Here is a 23,139-nt window from a genome sequence, read left to right as displayed (position 1 = left end):
TTGCTGTTAGCTATTGCTGTCAGCGCCTGCCGTTACCGCTGAGTTTTCGCTTCTCTTTGCTTAACCGCGAAGAGCACCCCTCCCCAACCCTCCCCTGCGCTACGCGCAAGGGAGGGGGCAGATCACCTGCGCTGACGCTTCCCACGAGTCCGAGCCCAAGCGCCATTCCCGATTCCCGAATCCCGAATCCCGAATCCCGAATCCCGAATCCCGAATCCACAAACTATCCCCCGCCACCGCACACCCGTCCCCCCCCCCCGGCCTCACCTCACCACGGCACCGTACGCCCCAGATAATCCAGATACTGCAGCCCGGCGCGGCCGCGCTGCGCCTCCATGGTGTCGAGCAGGTTCGGGATGCTTTCCTCGATGGTCAGCCGCGCATCCGGCCCGCCCATGTCGGTCTTGACCCAGCCCGGCGCCATCAGCAGCAGCGTGCGCGGGTCGTCGGCATGGCGCGCGGCGAAGCTGCGCATGCACATGTTCAGCGCCGCCTTGCTTGCCCGATACGCCTCATGCCCGCCCCGGGTGTTGTTAGCCAGGCTGCCCTGGCCCGAGGACATCAGCCCGATCGTGCCGCTTGAGGGCACCAGGTCCTGCAGCGCTTCGACCACGCGCATCGGGCTCAGGGTGTTGGTCAGCATCACCCGCAGGAATTCGTCGGTAGCCACGTTCGCCACGATCGCGTCGTCATCGGTGTTGACCACGCCGGCATTGACGAACAGCAGGTCGATCGCCTCGCCTTCCAGGCGTGCGCGCAGGGCGGCGACCTGCGCCGGCTCGGTGATGTCCACCGTCTCCACGCGCAACGCCCCGGGATGCCGGCGCGAAAGCGTGTCGAGGCGCTCGGTCGAATGCGCGCGAGCCGTGGCGATCACCCGCCAGCCGCGCGCCAGGAACTGCTCCACCATCGCGTAGCCAAGCCCGCGCGAAGCGCCGATCAGCAGGACGGTGTTGGATGAGGGTTTCATGATGCGACTCCCGTGCGGCGCCGTGCGCCAGTCCCCTCAGGCTAGGGGCGGCCCCACGCATGCGGAAGGCGCGCGGCATGCATTGATAGAGTGCACGGCATGCACGCGTCCCCGACCCGCCGCCGCACGCCATGTCCGTCCCCGACCTCAACCTGCTGATCGCCCTGGACGCGCTGCTGGCCAGCGGCAGCGTCGCCGGCGCCGCGCGCAGGCTGGGCCTGAGCCCCTCGGCGATGAGCCGCACGCTCACCCGGCTGCGCGATACCACCGGCGATGCGCTGCTGGTGCGCGCCGGCCGGCAGATGGTGCTCACGCCCTATGCCCAAGCGCTCCGCGACCGTGCGCGCACCGCGGTCGAGGACGCGCGCGCCGTCCTGCAGCCGCCGACGACGACACTGGACCTGGCCACGCTGCAGCGCGTGTTCACCCTCCGTGCCAACGACGGCTTCATCGAAGCCTTCGGCCCGCGCCTGATCGCCGCCGTCGCGCAGGTGGCCCCTGGCGTGCAGCTGCGCTTCGCGGCCAAGGCGCAGAAGACCGCCGCGCCGCTGCGCGCGGGCGAAGCCGATCTGGAGATCGGCGTGCTGAACGCGATGGGTCCTGAAGTGCGCGTGCAGGCGCTGTTCCGCGACCACTTCGTCGGCGTGGTCCGCGCGGGACATCCGCTGGCCAGGCCGCGCGAGGTCACGGCACAGGACTACGTCGCGCATGGCCACGTGGTCGCCTCGCGCCATGCGCGCGACCACGGCCCGGTCGATGACGCCCTGGCCAGGCTCGGCCTGCGGCGTCGCATCGTCGCGGTGGTGCCCGGCTTTCCCGCCGCGGTGGCCGTGGCCCGCGCTTCGGACCTGATCGCGCTGGTGCCCGCCTCCTATGCCGCCAGCCAGGGCACCGCGGACGCGGCATCGCTCCACGCCTTCAAGTTGCCGGTGCCGCTGGCCGGCATCACCGTCTCGCAGATGTGGCACCCGCGCCTGCACGGCGATGCGGCGCATCGCTGGCTGCGCGAGCTGGTCCTGGCGCAATGCCGGGAGCCGTAGGAACGCGGCACTGTTCACCCGAAGCAGGCGACCGGCACGGCAGCGATTGATGCTGCTGCTTTTGACGTCGCCGACCAGCAGCACAGTGGAAGAGCGGACGGCATGGCAGGAGGAAGCTCGGAATCCGCATCGACCATGCTCGATGACACGGGCCTGCAACGCCGCAGGGCACCCGACGACAGCAGATCGACCCGGCGCGTGGAATCATGCGGCCCGCACCCGCCGGCCATACGCAAGGAACAGTCCCATGATGAAGCTCTACTACGCCCCCGGCACCTGCGCCCTGGCCTGTTGGATCGCCCTGGAATGGGCCGGTGCCGACTACGAGGCGGTGAAGGTCGACCCGCACGCGGACGCCTACCGCGCCATCAACCCGCTGGGCACCGTGCCGGCGCTGGACATCGGCGGCGCACGCGCGATGACCCAGGCCGATGCCATCCTGCAGTACATCGTCCAGCGCCATCCCGAGGCCGGGCTGGGCGCCGACGCGGGCATCGAGGCGCAGTTCGTGTTCAACGAGACGCTGGCCTTCCTGACCGGCGACATGCATCCGGCGTTCTGGCCCTTCTTCACCCCTGAGCGCTACACCACCGACGCCAGCGAGGGGGCGCTGCAGGCGGTGCGCGACGCCGCACCGGCACGCATCGCGCGCGTGCTGGCCCACCTGGACGCGCTGATCGGCGACACCGACCACGTCTATGCCGGCCGCCGCAGCGTGGCCGACGCCTACGCCTTCGTCATGGCACGCTGGTCGGACAAGGCCGGCGAGAGCTGGCGCAAGTACCCCAACCTGGCCCGCTTCATGCAGGCCATGGCGCACGACCCCGCCGTCAAGACCGTGCTGGAACGCTCGAGCGGCCGCTGAGGACGCAAAGAACCGTCAATCCCGCGAATGCGGGCATCCGGCGCCTTGGGCGCTGTGCGCGAAAGTCCCTGGATTCCCGCGTTCGCGGGACCTTTGCAAAACTACCCTTGATCTTCCCGAGGCTCTTCCCATGCAGCGCGACCCTGCCCAGTCCAGCTTTGCCGATGCCCTGGTCTTGGGCAGCACCAACAGTCGCCTGCAGCGGATCGATGCCTTGTTGGATTGGCCGCAGTTGGTCGGCGCGCTTGGGCTGGAGCGCAAGGCCCAGACCGGCAGGCCGGCTTACCCGCCCACCACGATGCTCAAGGTGTTGCTGCTGCAGGCCTGGTATGGCTTGAGCGATCCGGCGATGGAGGATGCCTTGGGCGATCGGCTCTCCTTCCGGCGCTTTGTCGGGCTGTCCCTGGATCAGGCCGTGCCGGACCACTCCACGATCAGCCGCTTTCGCCAGCGCCTGCTCGAAGGCGATCGCTGGCAGCGCCTGCTGGCGCAGGTCAATGCCCAGTTGGATGCGCACCAGGTGATCCTGCGCCAGGGCACCCTGATCGACGCCACCCTGATTCCGGCGGCGGCCGCCGAACCGCCCAAGCAGGTGGGCGGTGGCCAGTCCCCGGTCGATCCGGATGCCAGGTGGACCAAGCGCCCCAACGGCATGGCGCGTTTTGGCTACAAGCTGCATCTGGCGGTGGATCGGGGTTCGCAGATCGCGCGTGCGATGGTGCTGACCTCGGCCAACATCAACGAGATCACCCAGGCCGCCAAGCTGGTCCAAGGCGATGAGGGCGCGGTTTGGGCGGACAAGGGTTACGTGGGTCCGAGCTTGCGGGAGAAGCTCGCCGAGCACGGGATCGGCAACCGGGTCCAGCGCAAGGCCAGTCGCACGCGCAAGTTGACCGTGTGGGAGAAGCGGCGCAACACGCTGATCGGCCGGGTACGGGGCAGGATCGAGGGCGTCTTTGGGGCTCTCAAGCGCTCCTATGGTTTGGCCCGGATGCGCTTCATGGGCCTTGAACGCAATGCCGTGGCCACCTGCGTGACGTTGGTGGCCTGGAACCTGGCCCGCGCGGCGGACCGCACGGTCTAACGCCACGAACCGAGCCCTGGCGGGCTAAACCACCTTCTGGCCCAAGCGCTTCTTCCCTCACTCTGCCGCTGCAAGCCAGGTCAGCCGCGCCATTTCACCTGTTGAATGCGGCGATGGAGGGTTTTTCAAACGTCCCGCGTTCGCGGGAATGACGGGGGGGATTGGCTGGCGGCTGTCAGTCACTGCACTTGCGGGAGCAACTGTCTCCTCAAATCTCGCGGCGGTCTGCCTGTAGAGCGGAGCTTGCTCCGCTGGGGCCTTTCCCACGAACTGAACGAAGAGCAGCGGAGCAAGCTCCGCTCTACAGGTGGGAGCCGCCCGTGGCGACGGGCTTTCCCCCCTTTCTCGGCCCTCCCAGCTGTACCCAGAAATCAGACTTTCCTTCCTGAGAAAACCCAACCCGTCGTTCCCGCGAACGCGGGAATGATGGGCGGAAGTAGCTGGCGGCTGTCAGTCACTGCACTTGCGGGAGCAACTGTCCCCTCAAATCTCGCGACGGTCTGCCTGTAGAGCGGAGCTTGCTCCGCTGGGGCCTTCCCTACGAACTGAACGAAAAGCAGCGGAGCAAGCTCCGCTCTACAGGGGAGCCGCCCGTGGCGGCGACGGGCTTTCCCGGGAGAGCCCCATCGCCGGCATGCGGGCTCCCACCACAAGCACTGCGCTGGCCTCAAATTTCGCGGTGCTGAGGTAGAACGGCCCGCAACCCCGCCGCTGCCAAGATCTTCCCCATCCGTCATTCCCGCGAACGCGGGAATCCATGGAAGTCGACGCTTTGATGCAAAGGTCCCTAGGTTCCCGCCTTCCCGGCAACGACGGTAGCCGCACCCATCACCCCTCCGACGCAAGCGTCTGGCGCACGATCACGTACTGATCGCGGCCGCGGCGCTTGGCTTCGTACAGGGCGGCGTCGCTGGCGGCCAGGATGGTCTCGACCTGGTCCGGCGCCGCATCGTGGCAGACCACGCAGCCGCAGCTGATGGTGAGGATGCCGGCTTGGGTCCCGGCGTGAGCGATGCCCAGCGCATGCACGCGCTCGAACACGCGCCGCAGGAAGGGCTCGGGGTTCTTCGTGCCGGCGAGCACGAAGACGAACTCCTCGCCGCCATAGCGCGCGACCAGATCGGTGGGCCGCACCGCATCGCCCAACGCCTGCGCCACTTGGCGCAGCGCGCGGTCGCCTTCCAGATGGCCGTGCAGGTCGTTGAACGCCTTGAAGTCGTCCAGGTCGATCATGCCCACGCACACCGGTGCGCCGCCCGCGCCGGCCAGCAGGTCGTCCAGCTGCCGGTCCATGCCGCGCCGGTTGGCCACGCCGGTCAGCGCGTCTTCCTGCGCCTCGCGGCTGAGGACATCGCGCTCGTGCCGCAGCCGGCGGTTGGCGTCGCGCAGGGCGTGCTCGCCGCGCATCGCATCGGTGACATCGACCGCGAAGCCCACCGCGCGCGGCGCGGCGCCGCCGCGGGTCTCCATCCGCGCGGCCGAACGGATCCAGCGCACCTCGCCGTCCGGACGCACGATGCGGTAGGCCGTCGAATACTGCTTGGCCCCGGTCAGCATCTCGGCGGCGAGGGTCTCCACCTGGGTGGCGCGCTCGCGATCGTCCGGATGGATCAGCCGCCGGAACTCCTCCAGCGTGGACACCGCCTGCCCCGGCGGCAGGCCCATGATCCGGCACCAGGTCTCGTCGCAGTCGAAGTGATCCTCGGACACGTTGTAGTCCCAGATGCCCAGCCCGCCGACCTGGGCGGCGACCACCAGCCGCGCCTCGCTGTCGCGCGCGGCCTCCAGCGCCAGCCGCTCGCCGGTGATGTTGCGCGAGATGCACAGGATCGCCGTGGGCTGCTGGGCCTCGTCGAGCATCGGCGTCAGCAGGTTGTCCCAGTATTCCGGCACCCCGCCCTCTACCTCGCTGCGGCCGGTGAAGCGGTCGGCGTGCCCCTCCCGCGCGCGCTCCAGGGCGCGCGCGCCGGGCCGATGCACGTCCTGCGGCAGCAGCGGCAGCCACGGCATGCCGAAGCCCGAGTCGGCCGCCACGCCCAGCGCCTGGCAGCCGGCCCGGTTCATGTGCAGCAGGCGGCCGTCCAGGGAGATGATCTTGATGCAGTCCTGGCTGACATCGAGCATGCGCGACTGCGCCGTGGTCAGCCGTTCCAGCTCGGCGATGCGCTGCTTGTAGCGGTGGATGTCGGTGCCCTGCCACAGCAGGGTGGGCATGCCGCCATCCAGCGCCGGCTGCGCGCCGACCTCGAACACGCACCAGCGCAGGCCGGCCGGCGTGCGCAGCGGCAGCTCCAGCGTCTGCGGCGCGGCGTCGGACGCCAGCGCATCCAGGGCGTCGCGCAGCCCGGGCCGCCCCTGCACCGCCACCAGGTCGAGCAGCGAGGTCGGCATCTCGGCCTCATCGGCCAGGGTCAGCCGCCGCAGGTCCTGGCCCAGCTGCAGCAGGCGGCCGGCGCGATCGGTGACGCAGGCCAGCCCGTGCAGGCGCGCCATCGCCAGGTCGGCACCTTGACCAAGGTCGGGGCCCCTTGCGGGGTCCTGGTGTTGCACGCTTTCGTCCTGCACTCGCCGCTCCTCCCGACACCCGGGCCGTTCCGCGCCGGGTTCGCATCGATCCAACGGCTGTCGTATACGTGGATCGCACACTGCGCGTCCAGAGCGTGTCTTGGCCCCGCCGTGCCGCGCCACGCCCGGCTCCCGAGGCGCGCCGGGCAGCCCGGTGCGAACGCCATTGCGCCGCCTGCGCCCGCCCCGACCCGCGCGGCCTTGCGTCAACGCCTGCCACGGAAGCCGCGCGCCGGCGCGCTACGATGCGCACACCCCACCGCCGCACGCACCAGAGCGCCATGAAGTCCCGCCCCCTCGACGCACCGACGGCATGAGCGACGCGTCGAACCCCGCGCGTGCGCGGACCCGGCCCTGGAACGACCGCGTCGACCCCTGGGTCGGCGCGCTGCTCAGCCTGCTGCTGCACCTGCTGATGCTGTGGGTGCTGCTGCATGCCGACGTGCCGGTGGTGCAGACCACCCAGGGCGCGCCGGCCGGCGGCCGCACGCGGGTGGACTTCATCGGCGAGAGCACCGCGCCGGCCGATCCGGCCCCGCCCAGCCCGCCGCCCTCGCGCCAGCCCACCCCGCCCACGCCGGTCCCGCCCAAGCCGAAGGTCGCGCGCAAGCCGCCGCCGGCCTCGCGCCTGCAGACCACGCGCGTGGACCACGCGGCCGACCCGCTGCTGACCGAGGCCGACACCACGCCCGCACCCAGCGCCACGCCCAGCCCGCCCGTGCCCGCGCCGGCGCAGACCCCGCCCCAGGCGTCCACGCGCCCGCCGGCCAACCCGCCGCCGACCGACCGCCGCTCGCCCAACTGGGGCCACCCGCCCGGCTACATCGCCCAGGACAGCGCGCCGGAGAACGCCGGCTTCGACGACAGCCCGGCGCTCAACCAGGGCCGCGGCCGCGACAGCGGCATGGATGGCGCCAGCCTGTCCGTCGGCGGCTACCAGGCCTATTACGAACCGCGCGTGGAAGAACGCGTGCGCACCTGGATGGCGCAGGGCATGAAGGAATTCTTCATCCCCCTGCCCGGCACCGAATACCTGATGGTGTGCCCGCTGGAGATCGTGCTGCGCAACGGCTCGGGCCCGTGCCGCGCCCTGCCGCCGGATTCGCCCGAGCTCAAGGGCATCGGCGACTCGCGCGACATCATCAACATGCAGCGCGTGTACCACCGCGGCGAGCTGGTGTGGAAGGGACCGGGACCGTATCGCTGAGGGCGGGGCGGGTGGGCTCAAGCGGATGATCGGATATGCGCTCCGGCGTTGGCCGATGGCCTGAGGCAGGCCGAAGATGGGGGTGCCGGCGCCTTCGCTTCGGCGCCCAGTCACGTGATTCGCGCACGAGTGCAGAGCATCGAACGCCTCGCCTGATGACAAAGCGAGCAGGCACTCGATCGCGCGTGCGCAAGACCGCAACACCGCGCACCACCTTGCACCGGATCGACACCGACTGGCCCAATACGGCTTCTCACCCGCCCGATCGGCCCGCTTCCATGTCGCCTGCCACGCCCACCGCCGCCGCGACCGTTCCCCTGCTGGAGACGCCGCGGCTGATCCTGCGCGAATATCGCGCCAGCGATTTCGAGCCCTTCGCCCGGCACCTGTCCGACCCGATCAGCGCCGAGTTCCTCGGCGTGGTCGACCGCCCCACCGCCTGGCGCTTCTTCTGCTCGCACGTGGGCATGTGGCAGCTGTACGGCGCCGGCTGGTGGTCGGTGACGCTGCGCGAGGGCGGCGAGCCGGCCGGCCATGTCGGTGCCTTCCTGCGCGAGGGCCGCGACGGCCTGGAACTGGGCTGGAGCATCTACCGCCCGTTCTGGGGCCAGGGCCTGGCCGGCGAAGCCGCCGCAGCCGTTCTCGACTACGCCTTCCAGACCCGCCGCGAGCCGCAGGTCCACGCCCTCATCGACCCCGGCAACATCGCCTCGCGGCGCGTGGCCGAGCGCCTGGGACTGCGCTTCGACGGCAACACCGAGCTGCACGGCAAACCGGTGGAGCGCTACGTGCGCAGCGCGACGTCCTCCGAGGCTTGAGGTCGCCAGCGGCTGCCCCGTCGCTGCCGCTCGCCGCAAGTAGGAGTCGACCGCAGACAGCCGCGCGCGCTTCCACTGCGCCGCGAAGACCCGCTGCACCACGTCCGTCGCACCGCATCGCGCTGCGGCGAATCAGGGACATGCATCTCGATTTGGCCCCGCCGGGCGATCGATCCCGTGCGCTAGTATCGAAACGAGGGGGACGCACCCCACCATGCAAAGGAGCTGACATGGCAGATCCGAACCGGATGCCCAGCGATCCCTCCCACCCCGACCACGCGCTGTACCAGCAACTCCTGCGCGGCGTCGAGGGATTGCACCGCTGGCAGGGCGACCAGAACGCCAACGTCGCCGCCGCACTCTATGCGCAGGTCAAGGCCGACCCGCGCTTCCCGGAGCAGATCAGCCAGGTGGTGCTGGGCGATCCGTCCGCGAAGGTCCCTTCCGTCTTGGCCACCTACACGCCGCCTTATGGGGCGGACCCCATGCGGGCCAGCGCGCCGACCTCGAGCGCGCAGACGCCAGCGGCGGACAGCCTGCGACCCTTCGCATTGCCTGCCTCCCAGGTGGACAAGGACGGCATGCTCACGGTCCCGGAGATCCGCAATGCGCGCGTCACCGCGCTTGAGCATGGCGCGCTGACCTCGCCGGAAGCCATCGTGATGCACCGCACCGAATCCTCCACGGCGAAAAGCACGCTGGATGGCTACAACGCTGGAGGGCAGCCTGCCGGCGCGCACTTCCTGATCGACAAGGACGGCACCATCTACCAGACCGCGAGCCTGGACCACCAGACTTGGCACGTGGGCAAGATCCGCTCGCGCGGGGCCGAGGAAGGCACGCTGATCGAGCCGGACAAGACCTGGCACGCGAAGACCGGCTTCAAGCCCACGGCCGTCAACAGCCACGAGAACGCGAACCCCTATCCCATCCGCTATCCCAACAACAGCGACAGCATCGGGATCGAGGTCGTGGGCGCCTACAACGCGACGACCAAGACCTGGGACGCGCCGACCGCCGAGCAGACCGCCTCGATCAATCGTCTGGTCGGCGTGCTGCAGCAGCAGTATGGATTGGACAACAATGACATCTACAAGCACGACACCATTTCCTACAAGACTGCGGGCGAGGGCGATGGCCTGTACGTGCCTGGCGCTGCCGCTGCTGGCGGCGTGCAACAGCCCGCAGGCCCGACCCGCTGACACCGGCGCTGGGCAGGCCGCTGCAGGCAGTGACAACGTCCAAGTGCTGAGCGTGGGCACATCGGTCTACGTGCCGGACGCGGGACGTGCAGCGGATCCGGGACTGGAAGCGGCCTGCAAGGCGTGGAAGCTGGATCGCGAAGGCGTCGCGCGCTTCTTCGGCGCCAGCCGCGAGTATCCGGACGGCACGGGCGATGCGTTCTACGCTCTGCCCTGCACCATCAGCGGCCAGCTGCAGGCGGACGGCAAGACCTGGTCTTATGCGATCAATGCTGCCGCCACAGCGACGTGGACCCGTGGCAACGTGGTACGCACCTTTGGCTGTTCCGTCAGCGCGTGTACGCCGCTGGTGCTGATGATGCCCGACAACAATTCAGGCCAGTAGCGTTACATCCGCGGCGCCATCGAGGCCGCGCTGCTGATGCCGATGCGACGCGGGACTGCAGACCCGCTCGTCCATGACCTTTCCCACCGGGCCGGATCCGCCGAGGCTGGCGCTGCACCCTCGATGCAGCCGGCTCTTGCGGGGCGGAGCGCAATCTCACGAGCGCCGATGCCGACATGGCACCTGTGGAACATCCACAACCAGGCACCGCCGCGCCAATCGTGTTTCAGCAGACGATCGAGCCCGACGCCGGCATGACGTGCCGACCCGAGCGCCTAGCCGTTACGCCGGGCGAACGCCTCGAACCGCGCATGCTCGGCGGACAGGCTCTCGCGGAACTCCGCCGTGTCGGTGGGCCCGAACCCGACCTCGGCCTCGCCGCGCTCGATGCGCGGGAACACCGCATCGCAGAACGCGTCCAGATCCGCGCCGTGCGCCCGTCCCGGCCCGGCCAGGGCGGTGGCCACCGCCGGCGGGATCAGTTCGGTGACCGTCACGCCGGTCCCGGCCAGTGCCCGGCGCAGATTCATCGTGTAACTGTGCAACGCCGCCTTGGCCGCGCTGTAACCCGGCGCGAAAGTCTGCGGATTGAAGGCGCCGCCTGAAGTGACGTTGACCAGCTGCCCACCCTGGCGGGCCTCGCGCAGAAGCGGGACCAGCAGCGTGCCCAGGTGGATCGGCGCGCAGAACAGCAGATCGATCTCCGCCTGACGCTCGGGCCAGGCCGCGGTGTCGTGGGCGATGTCGACCCGACGCTGGAGGCCGGCATTGTTCACCAGCACATCCAGGCCGCCCAGCTCGGAGACGATGCGGTCGGCCAGGCGCTCGCGCGCGTCGGCGCGCGCCAGGTCGCCGGCGATGGTCACGCAGCCGGGCAGCGCGGCCCGCGCCTGCTTCAGGCGCTCGGTGGAGCGGCCGGTAATCACGACCCGCGCGCCGCCTTGGGCATAGCGCCTGGCCAGCCCCAGTCCGATGCCGGACGTGCCGCCGGTGATGAGCACTGTGCGTTGTGTTGTCATGTCAACAGCATGCGTCCGCTATTGTTGCCGTGTCAACAACGCGGAGATGCGCATGAGCAGGCTTTCGGAACAGGACATGCAGCGATGGATCGCCTGGAAGCGCGCCACCGAGGCCGTGATGGCCGCGGTCGTCGCGGAGATCACCGCACACACGGGCCTGTCGGCGGCGGACTTTTCCGTGCTGACGCGCGTGGTCGAAACGCCCGCGCGGCCAGATCCGTCAGCAGCGCCTGTCCGATGATCTGGGCTGGGAGCGCAGCCGGCTCTCGCGTCAACTGAGCCGCATGGAAACGCGCGGGCTGCTGCGCCGCGAAGGCTCGACCGCCAACTGGCAGGTCGTCGCCACCGCCGACGGGCGCGACGCCGTCCGCGCCGCCCGCCGCGTCCACGCCGACGCCGTGCGGCGCGCCCTGATCGGCGCCGTGCCCCCGGAAGATGCCGACGCGTTCTGGCGCGGGGTGGCGCGGCTTGGGGCGGGCGATCCGTCGCCCTGACCACCTATGCATTGCCTCCAGCTTTCCCTGCGCCAAGGCTTTTATCCCTCAGCAGGCGGATGGATTGGAGTTCAAGCCAGTAGCGTCACACCCGCGGCGTGATCAGCGCCGTGTCCATCGAACACGCCGATATCCGCGCTGGACGGTGCACGCCGTCGACCTGACAAGGCCGCCCGGCGGATGCGCTTGCCAAACGCCTGAGCTACGCGCGGTCATGGCGCAGCGCGGCGCCCTCCGCCCATGACCCGCGATGCGCCGCGCCGGCCAGCTTGCGCCACAGCGCATACAGCAACAGCGGCATCGCCCAGCTGCCCCACAGCATCCACGCAATCAGATCCGGCGATGGCGCCACGCCCTGCGCCACCACGCCCGCAAGCGACAGCCGGAACACCGCCGGGGCCAGCGTGACCAGATACGCGCCCAGCATCCAGCGGCGATGTGCGGCCACGTTGCGACGCAGGATCGCCACCAGGCCCGCACCGCCGGTGACCAGCCACGCCAGCAAGGTGGAGCCGAAGGCCACGCGGATGCCCATCGGGGCCGGCGAGGTCGCGATCAGGCCGACCGCGCCGACCATGGCCACCAGCATCGCGGCGAAGTACACGCGGCCCGACACGCGATGCACGCGCCACAGCCTCGGCCAGCGCTGAGTCAGCAGTTGCACCAAGCCCAGCACCACACCCAGCCCGCCACCGGCCAGGTGGCACCACAGCCAGCCCCGCCGCAGCAGGAACATCGCGTACGCCGGCGAATCCAGCGCGGCGTACTTGAGATACGCCGCATGCAGAAAGCCGATGCCCAGCCAGCCCAAGGCCAGCGCGACGGCCGCGGAGGCCGCCACCGAGATCCCTCGCCCGCTCCGCCCGCCTTCCCATGCCATCGCGCGACTCCCGTTCGCGGTGCTGCCGGTGCTTCGTTTCCTGGCGCCGGCAGGCGAAATCACCTGGCCTTGCGGACTAGCTCCACCCCCACCGGAAAAAGAAGCGGCGAGGCGGGCGGATCGCAAGGTGTCCCCGCGCTTCAGCGGCGCGGTGCTGCCGCCGATGCTACGCGGGATTGCGGGCCCGCTCATCCGTGGCCTTGCTCATCCGGGACGGATGGCCGACGCCGGCGCTGCCCCCTCGCTGCGCCCGGCGCTTACGGGGCGGAGCGGAACCCGCGAGCGCCGAAGCCGACAGCGGCTCCCCGCCGCACAGCCGCTGCGCGTAAATCGTATCGACCAGCACACGCACCTCGTGCGCCGCATGGAAGATGCTCTCCCCCAACGTGCCCAGGCTGGCGTCGTCCAGCTGCGCGCCCGCGCACACCGCCACCATGTCGCTGTGCGCACTGATCGTGCGCAGCAGCTGATGGCATCGGTCTATCTGCGCCAGCGTCGCGCCGAATGCGTAGGTTGCGCTGGGCGGCGCGGCGGCCTTGGCCCGGGCTTTTGCGGACTTTTTCAAGGCCTTAGAAGTTGTCACGGCATCCTTCCTCGACAGGGCGGACAGAGCATCCGCAAGTCGAACTTATCTGTTTTTCGGATATTTGAAAAGGGGATATAGCTTCATTGCTCCCGCGCGACTTTCCCCGTCATGTCCACCAAGTCGATCCATAAAGCGGAGTACGCGATCCTGCTGCAGCAGCTGCGCGATCTCCGCTTGGCTGCGGGGCTGACGCAGGTGGGCCTAAGCGTCGCACTGGGCCGTCCCCAGTCCTACGTGAGCGATGTCGAACGCGGTGAGCGGCGGATGGATCTGCTGCAATTGCGCGATTTCTGCACCGCCTGTGGAACCTCTCTAAAGGCATTCGTTTCGAAGTTCGAGCGAGCACTGGCCAGCTGACCACAGCTGGCTTTTTTGGTGCGGCGCCGCACTTGATCGTTCACGGCAACATCTTGGTAGTCGCGATCTCTTAACCGCTCCGTCTACTCACTGGGGCAATCTTGCTCACCGCTGACAGGAGGCCTGCCGAAGGCTATTGTTCGGGCAAGGACTTGGGGGGTCTTGCATGGGACGCAGACGCAAGCAGAACGGGATCGAAGTATTCGCCGCGTTGCCGTGGCCAATCGGCGTCGCCGCTGGTCTGATCGGCTTTATCGGGGTCCGGTACGGCTTCGCCTGGTGGATGGGTCGGCAAGGCGGGCCGCTCGCCCAAGGTTTCTATCAGGGCGTGGGCACCATGCTCTCGCCGCTGGCGTGGATGGTGCTGGCCATCTGCTGGATCGGCGCGATGGCGTCTTTCATCGGCAGCCGCCATCGCCGCAAGCTGCTCGACACGCGCACCGATCTGGAAAGTCTCAGCCAAGGCGGCTGGCGCCAATTCGAGCTACTGGTGGGCGAAGCCTTCCGCCGCCAAGGTTATATCGTTGAGGAAACCGGCCTGGGCGGCGCCGACGGCGGCATCGACCTCATCCTGCGCAAGGACGGCCGCCGCACGCTGGTGCAATGCAAGCAATGGAAGCGCCAGCGAATCGGTGTCAGCGTCGTGCGCGAAATGGCCGGCCTGCTCGCCCACCACCAGGCCCACGCGGTGAAGATCGTCTGCATCGGCACGTACACCAAAGACGCGGAGCGCTTCTCCCACGGCAAGCCGATTGAGCTAATCGGTGGTCCCCAGCTATTACAGATGATCCGAGCAGCGCAGCAGGATGCCGCCGTCGCCGTGCCGCCGGCTGCTTCGCAACGGATCGAGCCCGTGTTGATGATGATCACACCGCCAATCGCTGACCCGGCACCCAGTTGCCCGCGCTGCGGCAGCGCGCTGGTGCCGCGCACGAATCGCCGTACCCGCGAACCCTTCCTCGGCTGCAGCCAATTCCCCAAGTGCAGGGGAACCGCGTAAGTGAACTGAGCCCGCTTCTTGGCGCGGCGCTTAACCTTCTAGACCTGAGGGATTGATTAGAGTGGACACCAGTGATGGAGCCGACTATGTGCTTAGTCCTGCTTTTTGGCAAAACGGCCAAGCGCTTGGATTTCCAGTTCAGTTCGATTTGGTGCTGAAGCATCTCCGCCAAGACATGCGCGACGACTGGTATTTCGACTGTCTACAGTACGACGACCTATTTAAGCATCCTGCCGAAGCGAGGAAAATTATCATCTCGCTCCTGCAGGAGTGGAACGGCGTGTATGAAGGCACTCGTAGCGTCGTCCGGAACATACCAAAGAATGGGTACGGAGAGCGCTACGGACTAGAAACTGATTTCTTTGACCGCTTCGTCTATCAGGCGATCTGCAGCTTCTTAATCCCGTTCTACGACCCTCTCCTCGGTCACAGAGTACTGAGCTACCGCTACGAATCGGCTCCGATAGATTCGAAATACCTGTTCAAAAACAAGATCGACCGCTGGTTCACGTTCGAGGGTGTGACCCTTACGTTCCGCAGATCCGAACGCCATCTTCTGGTCACTGACCTGAGTAACTTCTTCGAGAACGTATCGCGCGTACAAATCATTGAGGCACTCGAAAAAGCGGTCCCCGATCTGTCAGCATCCGGCCCGGAAAAGCTACAAATCCGCAACGCGATCGCCACGCTCGATCGACTACTCACTCAATGGACGTTCAGCGGTAATCACGGTCTCCCTCAGAACCGCGACGCATCCTCTTTCCTGTCCAATATTCTGCTTTCGTCCGTGGACAGGGAAATGGCTAGGAAAGGCTACGACTACTATCGGTACGTGGACGATATCCGCATCATCGCCGACTCTGAGCTCCACGCACGACGCGCACTGCAAGACCTGATCAGACAGCTGCGGACAGTCGGTCTGAACATCAACGCAAAGAAGACTGAGATACTCGCTCCAGATGTTCCTATCGAGAAGGTTGCGGAGTACTTCCCCTCGCAGGACAGCTCTACAATTGCGATCAATCAAATGTGGCAGTCCCGCAGTCGCCGCATCGTGACCCGATCGGTAACTTATATCTTTGAAATTCTAAGCCGGTGCATCGCTGCCGGAGATTCGCAGACGCGGACCTTCCGCTTCGCGGTGAACCGCGTGGCAAAGATCGTCGAATCCGGCCTTTTCGACGTGGGTGACGCTCTATCAATTGAACTGCTCGACACCCTGTCACGTTCGCTGTCCCAGCACGCGGTGACGACCGACCAATACTGCCGACTAATAGCCACGCTGGACCGCAATGGTCGATGCATGCCGGCGCTGGAGGCGTTCTTGCTTGCAGAAGAGGGGGCCATCCACGACTGGCAAAACTACAACATTTGGATGCTGCTCGCGGTGCGAAAGTACCGTTCCGACGATCTCTTGGCGCTAGCCGACCGAAAGCTACTAGAGGACGTGAAGTCGGGCGAGGCGGCAGCGATCCTCATCTGGCTATATTGCGTGGGCGAGAAAGCCCTTGTCGAGAGGTGCGTTGGAGAATTCGTCTCCCTGCCTTACCAGAACGCTCGCTATTTCTTGATCGCATCTTCTTTGCTTGATAAAGAAGCGCTGCGACCCCTCCACGGCCATGTGCCAATCTATCTGAAGGGAACCAAAGATAGGGCCGAGCGCCACTACAACGAGGACGGCCTTCCCTTCGCCATCCGCGAGCGCACGGACCTGCTGAACCTTGTCGACGAGGTCAGCGGGTATGACTGAATTGGACTTCAGGCTGATGCTCTTCGTGAAGGACTTTACCGGTAGAGGAGCCGACCTCTTTTATTGGTTCTTTGATGGTCAACTCCAAGAGACCGATGCCACCAGCATCGTCGAGTTTGCCGGGATCGTGGTGTGCCACGATGTTTTGGATGATCCGCGACGTGTTATTCGACAGAACGGAGACTCTGCCTCTCAAAATCGTTGACCTGGACGAGTTTCGCATCTCGATCAGCGGCGTCCCTGATGACCGGCTCATGCGCGAGAAGCGCGACGTGACGATACAGCTGGGACGCTATGGGATAGAGCAGGAAGTCTGCGAGATCTATCAAAAAATGTTCTACAAGGGCACGGCGTTCGACGTTTGTATCGCCGCCAAGGCCGCGACGGCGATCTTGGCGATGTATCTGGATCTCTGTAAGCAGGCATCTGCCGATGGCGAGTCCGAGCGATTTTTTACCGTCGAGGTGCCCGCATATCGCCTGCTCCAACTCTCTATGACAGCCGGTATCTCAATCGACGCCACCGGGCTTTCAGAGAAACGATCGCAGGCGGAGCACGACTACTTCCTGTCGCTGAAGAATTACTCAGCCAAGCACAACATGCCGCTCGAGACGCCGAGCAGGCGCGCCATAGAAGCCAAACTGCTTTTGGAGGGTTTCGCCCTAGATGAGGTTTCGGTCGAGTACCTTCTCGAGTTCGTTCCTCACGACCGCGACTTCGGTGGCGAAACTATGGCACTGCTCGCTCTCGATGCGGCGCGACGCGTGCTCGGCTCCTTGACACTGAGCAGTAGAATTAGTCGACCGGTCGTAGACGTCTTCGGCTCGCGCACGTCCCGCGTCCAACTCCGCAGCCCCAGCCTCCAAAACATCCCGAAACTGTATCGCTCCATCATTAGTGCGCGCCCTGGGACCCAACTTAGCTACGTCGATTTCGACCAGTTCGAGGTCGGAATTATGGCCGCCCTCTCTGGCGACAACGAGCTTAAGCGGCTCTATGCAGCAGGCGACATGTACGATCTGTTCGCGAATACGCATCTTGGGTTAGTCAATAACCGGAAAGCCGCCAAGCAACTGTTCCTTTCCTACGCTTATGGAATGAGCCGGCCTGCCCTGATCGATGCGGCCGTTTCGCTCGCAGTAGACCGCCAGAAGGCCAAGGAGGCGTTCCGGGTCTTTCAGCAGTATGAAGAATGGAAGAAGTCCATATTGTCCGAGTTCCAGCGTACGGGCCGTGTGGCCACAGTTTTCGGCAACCACTACCGACGGACCGGCGTGGGTCCGCTAACGGGCAAAGAGCAGCGCTCAGCCGTTAGCCAGGTAGTCCAAGGGACCGCGTCATTAATATTCAAGCGCGCGCTCTTGGCGGCGGCCTCCATCGTCGACGTGAGGATTGTCTTGCCAATGCACGACGCGTTGCTGTTCGAACATACTCATGCAGAAACCCCAGCCAAGGTTATCGGCGCCTTCGAAAGCGCAATGACCGACGTACTTAATTCTCAAGTCACAGGTAAAGCCTCGATCAGCGACTTTGCCGAGCGTGAGCAACCCCTTTTAACCCCATGAGATAACCCTTGACTACATGGAGAATCATTGCCAATAAGGCATTGACCTCGCGTACATCCACCCTCACCCATCCTCACCGTCAGCTCAACTAACGGAGTACACACAATGATGAAGTGGATGGGGGCCGCACTGGCCGCGGCGTTGCTGGTGTCCGGCTGCGCCAAGGTAGAGGGCGAGAAGTTCGTGGGCCACTGGGTCAACGTGCAGACGCAGGACGAGACGATGGACATCGAGCGCAGCGGCGAGGCCTTCATGGTCCGCAGCACCACGCCGAAGTTTTTCAGCCGCAAGCCCCAGACCGACAGCTACCCGGCCATCTACAAGGACGGCGCGCTGCAAGTGAACAACGACGGCGAGACGGTCACCTTCGCCATCGACGAGGCCAACGGCCACCTCAACACCGGCAGCGATCAATACCGGCGCGTCGAAACCAAGTGATGGAAAGGCTGCCCCCCCAAACGTGGGCTCAGCCGACCCGATCAGGGGTACGCTGTGGTCCTCGCATGGAATGCGGACGCGCTCCACCGGCGTGGTCCGGGACTGGCAGACGCCATGGCGCTCGCTCCATGCGGTGGACCTCAGGAAAAGGAAGATCGCCATGCCACGCTTCACGCCTTGCGGCTGGACTGCATCGATGGCCTTGATTGCCGCCGCGGCCCTGCCGCTTGCATCCTGCACCAACACGGGCACGGCGCACCGCGCGCCGACACAGGAAGCCTCCATGAAATCAGGAGTTGGTCCCATGCTGGAAGAGATCTACGCGTCCCGGAAACCTGTCCGGTTCGAACAGTTGGATGTCAGCGACATCGTGCGCAGGCACTTCCCCGCCGGCACCGACAAGGCCACCGTCATTGATGCGTTCGCAGACTCCTCCACCTCGAAGGTGGTCGAGGACACGGCGGACAAACTGGTGGTCCGCGACAACCATGGTCAGGCCATGCTGGACCCTGATGCGCGCTCTGTCGTGATCACCTTCCATCTGGATGCGGATGGCAAGGTGTCCGGGATCGAAGCGCTGCACCTCAAGAACCAATAGGGATCCTGGAGCGCCTCATGGACGAGAAGATCGAGGTCGGGTACCGCAATATCGGGTCGCAGCTGGGCAAGGACTATCACCACAAGTTCCTGCTCTACACGGACAAGCAGGGTCACCAGCACACCATCAGTGGATGGACGGGGGATCCTCAGCCCGGCCTGCCCTATGGAAGGATGCACGTCGAAACCGACCTTCCCTACGACAGGACAAATCCCGACCATCCCGCCAACCCCAACGCGGTGGGCCAGAAGCAGTATCGGGAGGGCATCGCGCACGGTCCGGACTTGTCCAAGACCTGGCAGCAGATGATCGCCAACGCCAGGAGCAAGGACGACAGATACCCTTACGACCCGCTGGAGCAGAACTCCAACACGCTGGCAGACAGCGTGCTGCGGGACGCAAAGCTGCCGGAGCCCAAGCAGGATGGGTTCACCGGTCATTGGGCGCCCGCATCGGGACGGCAGCTGGATGAGTCGATCAAGCCGGTCGTGCCTGGACTCGGCAATTCAGGCCGGGTCTCCAGCGCCGGGCAACCCGCCCTGGATGCCGATCGCGAGGCCCAGCTGCGCAACGACCCGTATTTCAGGCAGGCGCTGGCAGGACTGGACAGGCTTGGCCCCGAGGCAGGCGTCTACACGAACCAGCAGGACAAGCAACGGATGGCAGGTGCGCTCGCGGTAGAAGCCAAGCAGGGCCGCCTGCCGGGGATCCAGGAGGTAGTCGCCAATCCGGCCAACGGCAACCTGTTTGCGGTCTGGAAGAATCCGGGAAACGATCAGGACGTCATGCGCGTCCACATCGACAGGGGCGAAGCGATCAAGCAGCCCTTGGCCGACCATCTGCACAGGCTTGAAATCGCCAACCAGCAGGCCGTGCAGGCGCCCACTCAAGAAGCCCATTCGCGCTCGATGGAGCAGCCCCACCACGGCGCACTCGCGCGGTAAGTGGCTGTTGAGGGCCAAGAGGCCCCCGCCTTTACGGGGACGAGTGCTGGCATGCGTCGACTCGGTGCGCGACGGTAAACAACCCCGATGGGCGGCGCCTGCAGTGGCTGGCTAACGCTTCTTCCGACCGGGGCCGGGCTTCGTGCCACGCACAGGCTGCTTGCGTGCTTGCTCGATCTGTTTCAGATCCCGTGTCGCCGCGTCGAAGTCGCGCTCGACAGGCGAAGGCTGGTTCAGCTGGTGTCGCTTGAACCTGGCGAACTGCGCCTTGCCATGTTCCAGCGACTGTTCGCTGCTGACGCTGCCTGCGTGCGTCAGGACCGCGCGATCGCTCAGACGCAGAAAGTCATCGAGCTTGGCGATCCAATCGGCCATGGTCATCGGTTTGCGGTTGAGTGCCTGCAGCTCGGCGAACTCCAGATACGCCGTCACGATGCGGTTGAGCGCTTCCAGTTCATCGGCCTGCAGATAGCTCTTGGCCACCACCGCGTCGGTGCCGCGCGGCGCGCTGCCGACCCAGTTGGTCATGCCGGCCTGTGGCTTGTCGCCATTGGCACGCGCCAGGATCAGTTCCGCGGCGGTGTGTCCGTGCGCCGCCCAGTGCATCTTGTTCTGCACGGTGGCGAAGAAGCGCTGGCTGGCTTCGGCTCTCGCATCGTAATCGACGCTGGTTGCGTAGATATCCAGCACCTTGCGCCAAAACATCTTCTCCGAGGAGCGGATGTCCCGAATCTTCTCCAGCAACTCTTCGAAGTAACCGTCGTCCGGGCCGCGCTTGAGACGCTCGCTGTCCAGGGCGAAACCTTTGACCAGATAGCTGGAGAGGCGCTCGGTTGCCCACTGGCGGAACTGCGTGCCCCGGGCGGAGCGGACGCGGTAGCCGACGGCGAGGATGGCGGCCAGTTGATAATGGTCCACAGGACGCCGCACCTGGCGCGCACCCTCCATCTGAACGATCCGGAATTTCCGGATAGTTCGTTCAGATTCGAGCTCGCCCTCTAAGTAGATGTTCTGCAAGTGCTCGCTGATGGTCTTGACGGAGACCTGATACAGCTCGGCGAGCTGAGCCTGTGTCAGCCAAACGTCTTCGCCCTCCAGACCGAACCTGGATGCGCGTCTGCGCATCCTCCGTGCGGTAGAGGACCAGCTCCGAATGCGGCGCGTCTTGATCTTCCTGGTTCATTCCGTCTCCTATCTGCGTCAGAACAAGTCGCCCTGAATCGGTGTCGCCGCATCCTCGGCGCGCGCGGGCTCCGTCGCATTCTCATGTTCACCCAACCGCCACGCCAACCCTGACATCCGCTCGGCGTGGCGGGCCAGGGCGTCGCGCAGGACCTGGGCGCTGCCGGCGATGTGCAGGCGGGTGCGGGCGCGGGTGATGGCGGTGTAGATCAGTTCGCGCGAGAGGACGCGGCTGTCGTTGCGGGGCAGCTGTAGCCAGACTTCGTCGAATTCGCTGCCCTGGGCCTTGTGCACGGTCATGGCGAAGGCGCTGTCGTGGGCGGGCAGCGTGGCGGGGTGGAAGGCGCGCACTTCGCCAGGCGCGTCGCCGGGGAACCAGGCCATCAGGGGGCCGCTGTCGTCCTGTGCCGCAAGAGCGCTTGCTTCGCTGCACCCCGAGAAGGGACTGGCTTCGCTTCGTCCCAAAACGGGACTTGCTCCGCTGCGCAAACAGATGCCGATGTCGCCGTTGAACAGGCGGTGGCGGTAGCTGTTCTGGGTGATCAGCAGCAGGCGGCCGTGGAACCAGGCTGGGGTGGGGCCGGTGCGGCGGCCGGAGAGCAGTTCCTCGATGCGGGCGTTGAGGCCGCGCGCGCCCTGTGGGCCTTCGCGCACGGCAGTGAGCAGGCGCAGGCGCTGGGCGCGGGCCAGGGCGGTGGCCGGGTCGGGCGCGTCGGCCAGGCTGCGCCAGTGCGCCAGCAGGGCCTCGCGCTGCACGTCGAACGGATCCAGCACGTCTTCGTGGAAGTGCACGCCCTGCAGCCCGCCGCCGCGCAGCAGGGCCAGTGCGGTGTCGGCCTCGCCGCTGCGCGCGGCTTCGGCCAGCGGGGCGAGGTCGAAGTCCGCGTCCTGGCGGTAGCCGCGACGCAGCTGCACGCGGTGGCCGCGCAGGCCGGTGGCGTCGGCGTCGATGGGCGTGCCGGGGCCGAGCAGCGGCTGGAGCGCGCGCGCGTCGTCCTCGCGCAGGGCATCGCCCGGGCCGGCAGCGGCGAGGATCGCGGCCAGCACGTCGCCGGCCTCGACCGAGGGCAGCTGGTCGGCGTCGCCCAGCGCGATGAGCTGGGTGCCGTCGGCCACGGCTTCGACCAGCTTGCACATCAGCGGCAGGTCGACCATGGAGGCCTCGTCCACCACCAGCACGTCCAGCGGCAGCGGGTTGTCGGGCGTGTGGCGGAACGCGGGGCTGTCGGGGATGACGCCGAGCAGGCGGTGCAGGGTGCTGGCGGTGTCGGGCAACGCGGCGCACAGGGCCGGGTCGATGCCGGCGGTCAGCATCGCGGCCACCGCGCGGCGCAGGCTTTCGGCCATGCGCTCGGCAGCGCGGCCGGTGGGCGCGGCCAGGGCGATGCGCGGCGGCGGCGCGCCCGAGGCGGCGGCCAGGGCGATGCGCAGCGCCAGCAGGCGGGAGATGGTGGTGGTCTTGCCGGTGCCGGGGCCGCCGGTGACCAGCAGCAGGGCGCGACGCAGGGCCAGCGCGGCGGCGCGGGCCTGGCGGTCCTCTCCCTGGGCGGCGTGGGGGAACAGCGCGGCGAACACCTCGCGCACGCGGCCGGGATCGTCGGTGAGCGGTGGCTGCGCGGCGATGCGGCGCAGGCCGGCGGCCAGGCGCGCTTCGTACTCGCGGTAGCGGCGCAGGTAGAGCAGGCCGGCGCCCTCGCCGGTGTGTTCGAACACCAGCGGTGCGTCGGTGGCCGAGGTGGTCAGGGGATCGTCGGGCTGCGCGATCCAGGGCGAGGCGCGCAGCTGTTCGATCCAGTCGGCTGGATCGGGCCAGGGCAGCGGCGGGTCGGCGCTGGGGGCGGGGCCGGCGTCGATCAGCAGGCGCGGGCGCGCGGGGTCGAAGCCGGCGTGGCCGTTGGCCACCGCCAGCGAGGCCAGGGCGGCGGCGGCCAGCACCGCGTCCGGTGTGTCGGGGCGCAGGCGGCGCAGGCTCTGTGCGAACGCGTGGTCGAGCGTGCGCAGGTGGCCTTGGGTGTGGAGGGCGGTGAGGAGGGAGGGGGTGGAGCTCATGGTGTGCGCTCGCTTGGTGCTTCGGCACCGTGATTGCGAGCGTGCTTGGGGTCGCGGGTGGGGGTGGGAAGGAAGCGCGTGTTCGGTTGGGCGTGGAGGGGTTTGCGCTTGTTGCCTTCGAGCGGTGTGCTGCGTGCGTTT

At 66.9% G+C, this 23,139-nt stretch carries 23 protein-coding genes and 1 pseudogene; 17 read left to right on the top strand and 7 right to left on the bottom strand.

Annotation, left to right across the window (positions count from 1 at the left end; genetic code table 11):
* Positions 1 to 268 precede the first annotated feature (268 nt).
* A complete protein-coding gene (locus QE438_RS15445; RefSeq protein ID WP_306994420.1) occupies positions 269 to 970 on the bottom strand; it encodes an SDR family NAD(P)-dependent oxidoreductase in 702 nt (233 codons plus the stop codon).
* A 131-nt stretch (positions 971 to 1,101) separates the two neighbouring features.
* On the opposite strand from QE438_RS15445, the gene QE438_RS15440 reads away from it, so the two are divergent.
* The 3 genes from QE438_RS15440 (at position 1,102) to QE438_RS15430 (ending at position 3,959) form a co-directional block, all read left to right on the top strand.
* The gene (locus QE438_RS15440) at positions 1,102 to 2,010 is read left to right on the top strand and encodes a LysR family transcriptional regulator (protein WP_306994422.1); all 909 of its coding nucleotides are present in this window, start codon (positions 1,102 to 1,104) and stop codon (positions 2,008 to 2,010) included.
* A 247-nt stretch (positions 2,011 to 2,257) separates the two neighbouring features.
* On the top strand, positions 2,258 to 2,875 hold the full coding sequence (locus QE438_RS15435; protein ID WP_306994424.1) for a glutathione S-transferase N-terminal domain-containing protein: 618 nt from the start codon (positions 2,258 to 2,260) through the stop codon (positions 2,873 to 2,875).
* A 130-nt stretch (positions 2,876 to 3,005) separates the two neighbouring features.
* A complete protein-coding gene (locus QE438_RS15430) occupies positions 3,006 to 3,959 on the top strand; it encodes an IS5 family transposase (RefSeq protein ID WP_306991040.1) in 954 nt (317 codons plus the stop codon).
* Between the two features lie 828 nt (positions 3,960 to 4,787).
* Here QE438_RS15430 and QE438_RS15425 read toward each other — a convergent pair.
* Complete coding sequence (locus QE438_RS15425) at positions 4,788 to 6,452, bottom strand: diguanylate cyclase (protein ID WP_306994426.1); 1,665 nt, start codon at positions 6,450 to 6,452, stop codon at positions 4,788 to 4,790.
* 385 nt (positions 6,453 to 6,837) lie between these two features.
* Between QE438_RS15425 and QE438_RS15420 the strand changes: the two genes are divergently transcribed.
* From QE438_RS15420 to QE438_RS15405, 4 genes are all read left to right on the top strand, one after another.
* Complete coding sequence (locus QE438_RS15420; RefSeq protein WP_130524032.1) at positions 6,838 to 7,731, top strand: type II toxin-antitoxin system RelE/ParE family toxin; 894 nt, start codon at positions 6,838 to 6,840, stop codon at positions 7,729 to 7,731.
* Between the two features lie 278 nt (positions 7,732 to 8,009).
* Entirely contained in the window at positions 8,010 to 8,549 is a 540-nt protein-coding gene (locus tag QE438_RS15415; protein WP_306994428.1) for a GNAT family N-acetyltransferase, read from the top strand.
* Positions 8,550 to 8,779: 230 nt separating this feature from the next.
* The gene (locus QE438_RS15410) at positions 8,780 to 9,751 is read left to right on the top strand and encodes a peptidoglycan recognition family protein (protein WP_306994430.1); all 972 of its coding nucleotides are present in this window, start codon (positions 8,780 to 8,782) and stop codon (positions 9,749 to 9,751) included.
* Between the two features lie 52 nt (positions 9,752 to 9,803).
* Positions 9,804 to 10,136 (top strand): hypothetical protein, encoded by a 333-nt coding sequence (locus QE438_RS15405; RefSeq protein WP_306994432.1) that lies wholly within the window; start codon positions 9,804 to 9,806, stop codon positions 10,134 to 10,136.
* Positions 10,137 to 10,411: 275 nt separating this feature from the next.
* On the opposite strand, the gene QE438_RS15400 is transcribed toward QE438_RS15405, so the two are convergent.
* Positions 10,412 to 11,155 (bottom strand): SDR family NAD(P)-dependent oxidoreductase, encoded by a 744-nt coding sequence (locus tag QE438_RS15400; RefSeq protein ID WP_306994433.1) that lies wholly within the window; start codon positions 11,153 to 11,155, stop codon positions 10,412 to 10,414.
* Between the two features lie 52 nt (positions 11,156 to 11,207).
* On the opposite strand from QE438_RS15400, the gene QE438_RS15395 reads away from it, so the two are divergent.
* The gene (locus tag QE438_RS15395; protein ID WP_309735206.1) at positions 11,208 to 11,396 is read left to right on the top strand and encodes a hypothetical protein; all 189 of its coding nucleotides are present in this window, start codon (positions 11,208 to 11,210) and stop codon (positions 11,394 to 11,396) included.
* A 43-nt stretch (positions 11,397 to 11,439) separates the two neighbouring features.
* Entirely contained in the window at positions 11,440 to 11,649 is a 210-nt protein-coding gene (locus QE438_RS15390; RefSeq protein WP_309735203.1) for a hypothetical protein, read from the top strand.
* Positions 11,650 to 11,851: 202 nt separating this feature from the next.
* On the opposite strand, the gene QE438_RS15385 is transcribed toward QE438_RS15390, so the two are convergent.
* Together QE438_RS15385 and QE438_RS15380 are read right to left on the bottom strand one after the other, a co-directional pair.
* On the bottom strand, positions 11,852 to 12,466 hold the full coding sequence (locus QE438_RS15385) for a DUF2306 domain-containing protein (RefSeq protein ID WP_235873253.1): 615 nt from the start codon (positions 12,464 to 12,466) through the stop codon (positions 11,852 to 11,854).
* Between the two features lie 370 nt (positions 12,467 to 12,836).
* Positions 12,837 to 13,094, bottom strand: a pseudogene (locus QE438_RS15380) (hypothetical protein); the annotation flags it as partial.
* 129 nt (positions 13,095 to 13,223) lie between these two features.
* On the opposite strand from QE438_RS15380, the gene QE438_RS15375 reads away from it, so the two are divergent.
* The 8 genes from QE438_RS15375 to QE438_RS15340 all read left to right on the top strand — a co-directional run bounded on the left by QE438_RS15375 (position 13,224) and on the right by QE438_RS15340 (position 19,767).
* Entirely contained in the window at positions 13,224 to 13,472 is a 249-nt protein-coding gene (locus QE438_RS15375; protein ID WP_306994439.1) for a helix-turn-helix transcriptional regulator, read from the top strand.
* A gap of 166 nt (positions 13,473 to 13,638) precedes the next feature.
* A complete protein-coding gene (locus QE438_RS15370) occupies positions 13,639 to 14,472 on the top strand; it encodes a restriction endonuclease (protein ID WP_306994441.1) in 834 nt (277 codons plus the stop codon).
* A gap of 61 nt (positions 14,473 to 14,533) precedes the next feature.
* Positions 14,534 to 16,222, top strand: a complete 1,689-nt coding sequence (locus QE438_RS15365; protein WP_306994443.1) for an RNA-directed DNA polymerase — start codon at positions 14,534 to 14,536, stop codon at positions 16,220 to 16,222.
* Complete coding sequence (locus tag QE438_RS15360; RefSeq protein ID WP_309735196.1) at positions 16,215 to 16,427, top strand: hypothetical protein; 213 nt, start codon at positions 16,215 to 16,217, stop codon at positions 16,425 to 16,427. The genes QE438_RS15365 and QE438_RS15360 overlap by 8 nt, the downstream gene beginning before the upstream one ends.
* Entirely contained in the window at positions 16,372 to 17,787 is a 1,416-nt protein-coding gene (locus tag QE438_RS15355; protein WP_309735190.1) for a DNA polymerase, read from the top strand. The genes QE438_RS15360 and QE438_RS15355 overlap by 56 nt, the downstream gene beginning before the upstream one ends.
* Positions 17,788 to 17,892: 105 nt before the next feature.
* Positions 17,893 to 18,225, top strand: coding sequence for a hypothetical protein (locus QE438_RS15350; RefSeq protein WP_306994447.1), 333 nt, complete (start codon positions 17,893 to 17,895; stop codon positions 18,223 to 18,225).
* Between the two features lie 160 nt (positions 18,226 to 18,385).
* A complete protein-coding gene (locus tag QE438_RS15345; RefSeq protein ID WP_306994449.1) occupies positions 18,386 to 18,823 on the top strand; it encodes a DUF6393 family protein in 438 nt (145 codons plus the stop codon).
* 17 nt (positions 18,824 to 18,840) lie between these two features.
* A complete protein-coding gene (locus QE438_RS15340; RefSeq protein ID WP_307184095.1) occupies positions 18,841 to 19,767 on the top strand; it encodes an XVIPCD domain-containing protein in 927 nt (308 codons plus the stop codon).
* Between the two features lie 111 nt (positions 19,768 to 19,878).
* Here the strand turns inward: QE438_RS15340 and QE438_RS15335 are convergent, their stop codons facing one another.
* Together QE438_RS15335 and recD are read right to left on the bottom strand one after the other, a co-directional pair.
* Positions 19,879 to 20,892, bottom strand: coding sequence for a virulence RhuM family protein (locus QE438_RS15335; protein WP_309735185.1), 1,014 nt, complete (start codon positions 20,890 to 20,892; stop codon positions 19,879 to 19,881).
* 75 nt (positions 20,893 to 20,967) lie between these two features.
* On the bottom strand, positions 20,968 to 22,998 hold the full coding sequence (gene recD, locus QE438_RS15330; RefSeq protein ID WP_306994456.1) for an exodeoxyribonuclease V subunit alpha: 2,031 nt from the start codon (positions 22,996 to 22,998) through the stop codon (positions 20,968 to 20,970).
* Positions 22,999 to 23,139: the final 141 nt, after the last annotated feature.

It is taken from the genome of Pseudoxanthomonas sp. SORGH_AS_0997 (assembly GCF_031453535.1).
Taxonomy (GTDB): Bacteria; Pseudomonadota; Gammaproteobacteria; order Xanthomonadales; family Xanthomonadaceae; genus Pseudoxanthomonas_A; species Pseudoxanthomonas_A winnipegensis.
The sequence above is the reverse complement of the archived record's forward strand: the minus strand, read 5'-3'. Positions and strand labels throughout refer to the sequence as shown.

Bases quoted from the DNA above. Each gene is read 5' to 3' on its own strand.
- QE438_RS15445 (WP_306994420.1), bottom strand. From the start codon at position 970: ATGAAACCCTCATCCAACACCGTCCTGCTGATCGGCGCTTCGCGCGGG.
- QE438_RS15440 (WP_306994422.1), top strand. From the start codon at position 1,102: ATGTCCGTCCCCGACCTCAACCTGCTGATCGCCCTGGACGCGCTGCTG.
- QE438_RS15435 (WP_306994424.1), top strand. From the start codon at position 2,258: ATGATGAAGCTCTACTACGCCCCCGGCACCTGCGCCCTGGCCTGTTGG.
- QE438_RS15430 (WP_306991040.1), top strand. From the start codon at position 3,006: ATGCAGCGCGACCCTGCCCAGTCCAGCTTTGCCGATGCCCTGGTCTTG.
- QE438_RS15425 (WP_306994426.1), bottom strand. From the start codon at position 6,452: ATGGCGCGCCTGCACGGGCTGGCCTGCGTCACCGATCGCGCCGGCCGC.
- QE438_RS15420 (WP_130524032.1), top strand. From the start codon at position 6,838: ATGAGCGACGCGTCGAACCCCGCGCGTGCGCGGACCCGGCCCTGGAAC.
- QE438_RS15415 (WP_306994428.1), top strand. From the start codon at position 8,010: ATGTCGCCTGCCACGCCCACCGCCGCCGCGACCGTTCCCCTGCTGGAG.
- QE438_RS15410 (WP_306994430.1), top strand. From the start codon at position 8,780: ATGGCAGATCCGAACCGGATGCCCAGCGATCCCTCCCACCCCGACCAC.
- QE438_RS15400 (WP_306994433.1), bottom strand. From the start codon at position 11,155: ATGACAACACAACGCACAGTGCTCATCACCGGCGGCACGTCCGGCATC.
- QE438_RS15395 (WP_309735206.1), top strand. From the start codon at position 11,208: ATGAGCAGGCTTTCGGAACAGGACATGCAGCGATGGATCGCCTGGAAG.
- QE438_RS15390 (WP_309735203.1), top strand. From the start codon at position 11,440: ATGGAAACGCGCGGGCTGCTGCGCCGCGAAGGCTCGACCGCCAACTGG.
- QE438_RS15375 (WP_306994439.1), top strand. From the start codon at position 13,224: ATGTCCACCAAGTCGATCCATAAAGCGGAGTACGCGATCCTGCTGCAG.
- QE438_RS15370 (WP_306994441.1), top strand. From the start codon at position 13,639: ATGGGACGCAGACGCAAGCAGAACGGGATCGAAGTATTCGCCGCGTTG.
- QE438_RS15360 (WP_309735196.1), top strand. From the start codon at position 16,215: ATGACTGAATTGGACTTCAGGCTGATGCTCTTCGTGAAGGACTTTACC.
- QE438_RS15355 (WP_309735190.1), top strand. From the start codon at position 16,372: ATGATCCGCGACGTGTTATTCGACAGAACGGAGACTCTGCCTCTCAAA.
- QE438_RS15350 (WP_306994447.1), top strand. From the start codon at position 17,893: ATGATGAAGTGGATGGGGGCCGCACTGGCCGCGGCGTTGCTGGTGTCC.
- QE438_RS15345 (WP_306994449.1), top strand. From the start codon at position 18,386: ATGCCACGCTTCACGCCTTGCGGCTGGACTGCATCGATGGCCTTGATT.
- QE438_RS15340 (WP_307184095.1), top strand. From the start codon at position 18,841: ATGGACGAGAAGATCGAGGTCGGGTACCGCAATATCGGGTCGCAGCTG.
- QE438_RS15335 (WP_309735185.1), bottom strand. From the start codon at position 20,892: ATGCGCAGACGCGCATCCAGGTTCGGTCTGGAGGGCGAAGACGTTTGG.
- recD (WP_306994456.1), bottom strand. From the start codon at position 22,998: ATGAGCTCCACCCCCTCCCTCCTCACCGCCCTCCACACCCAAGGCCAC.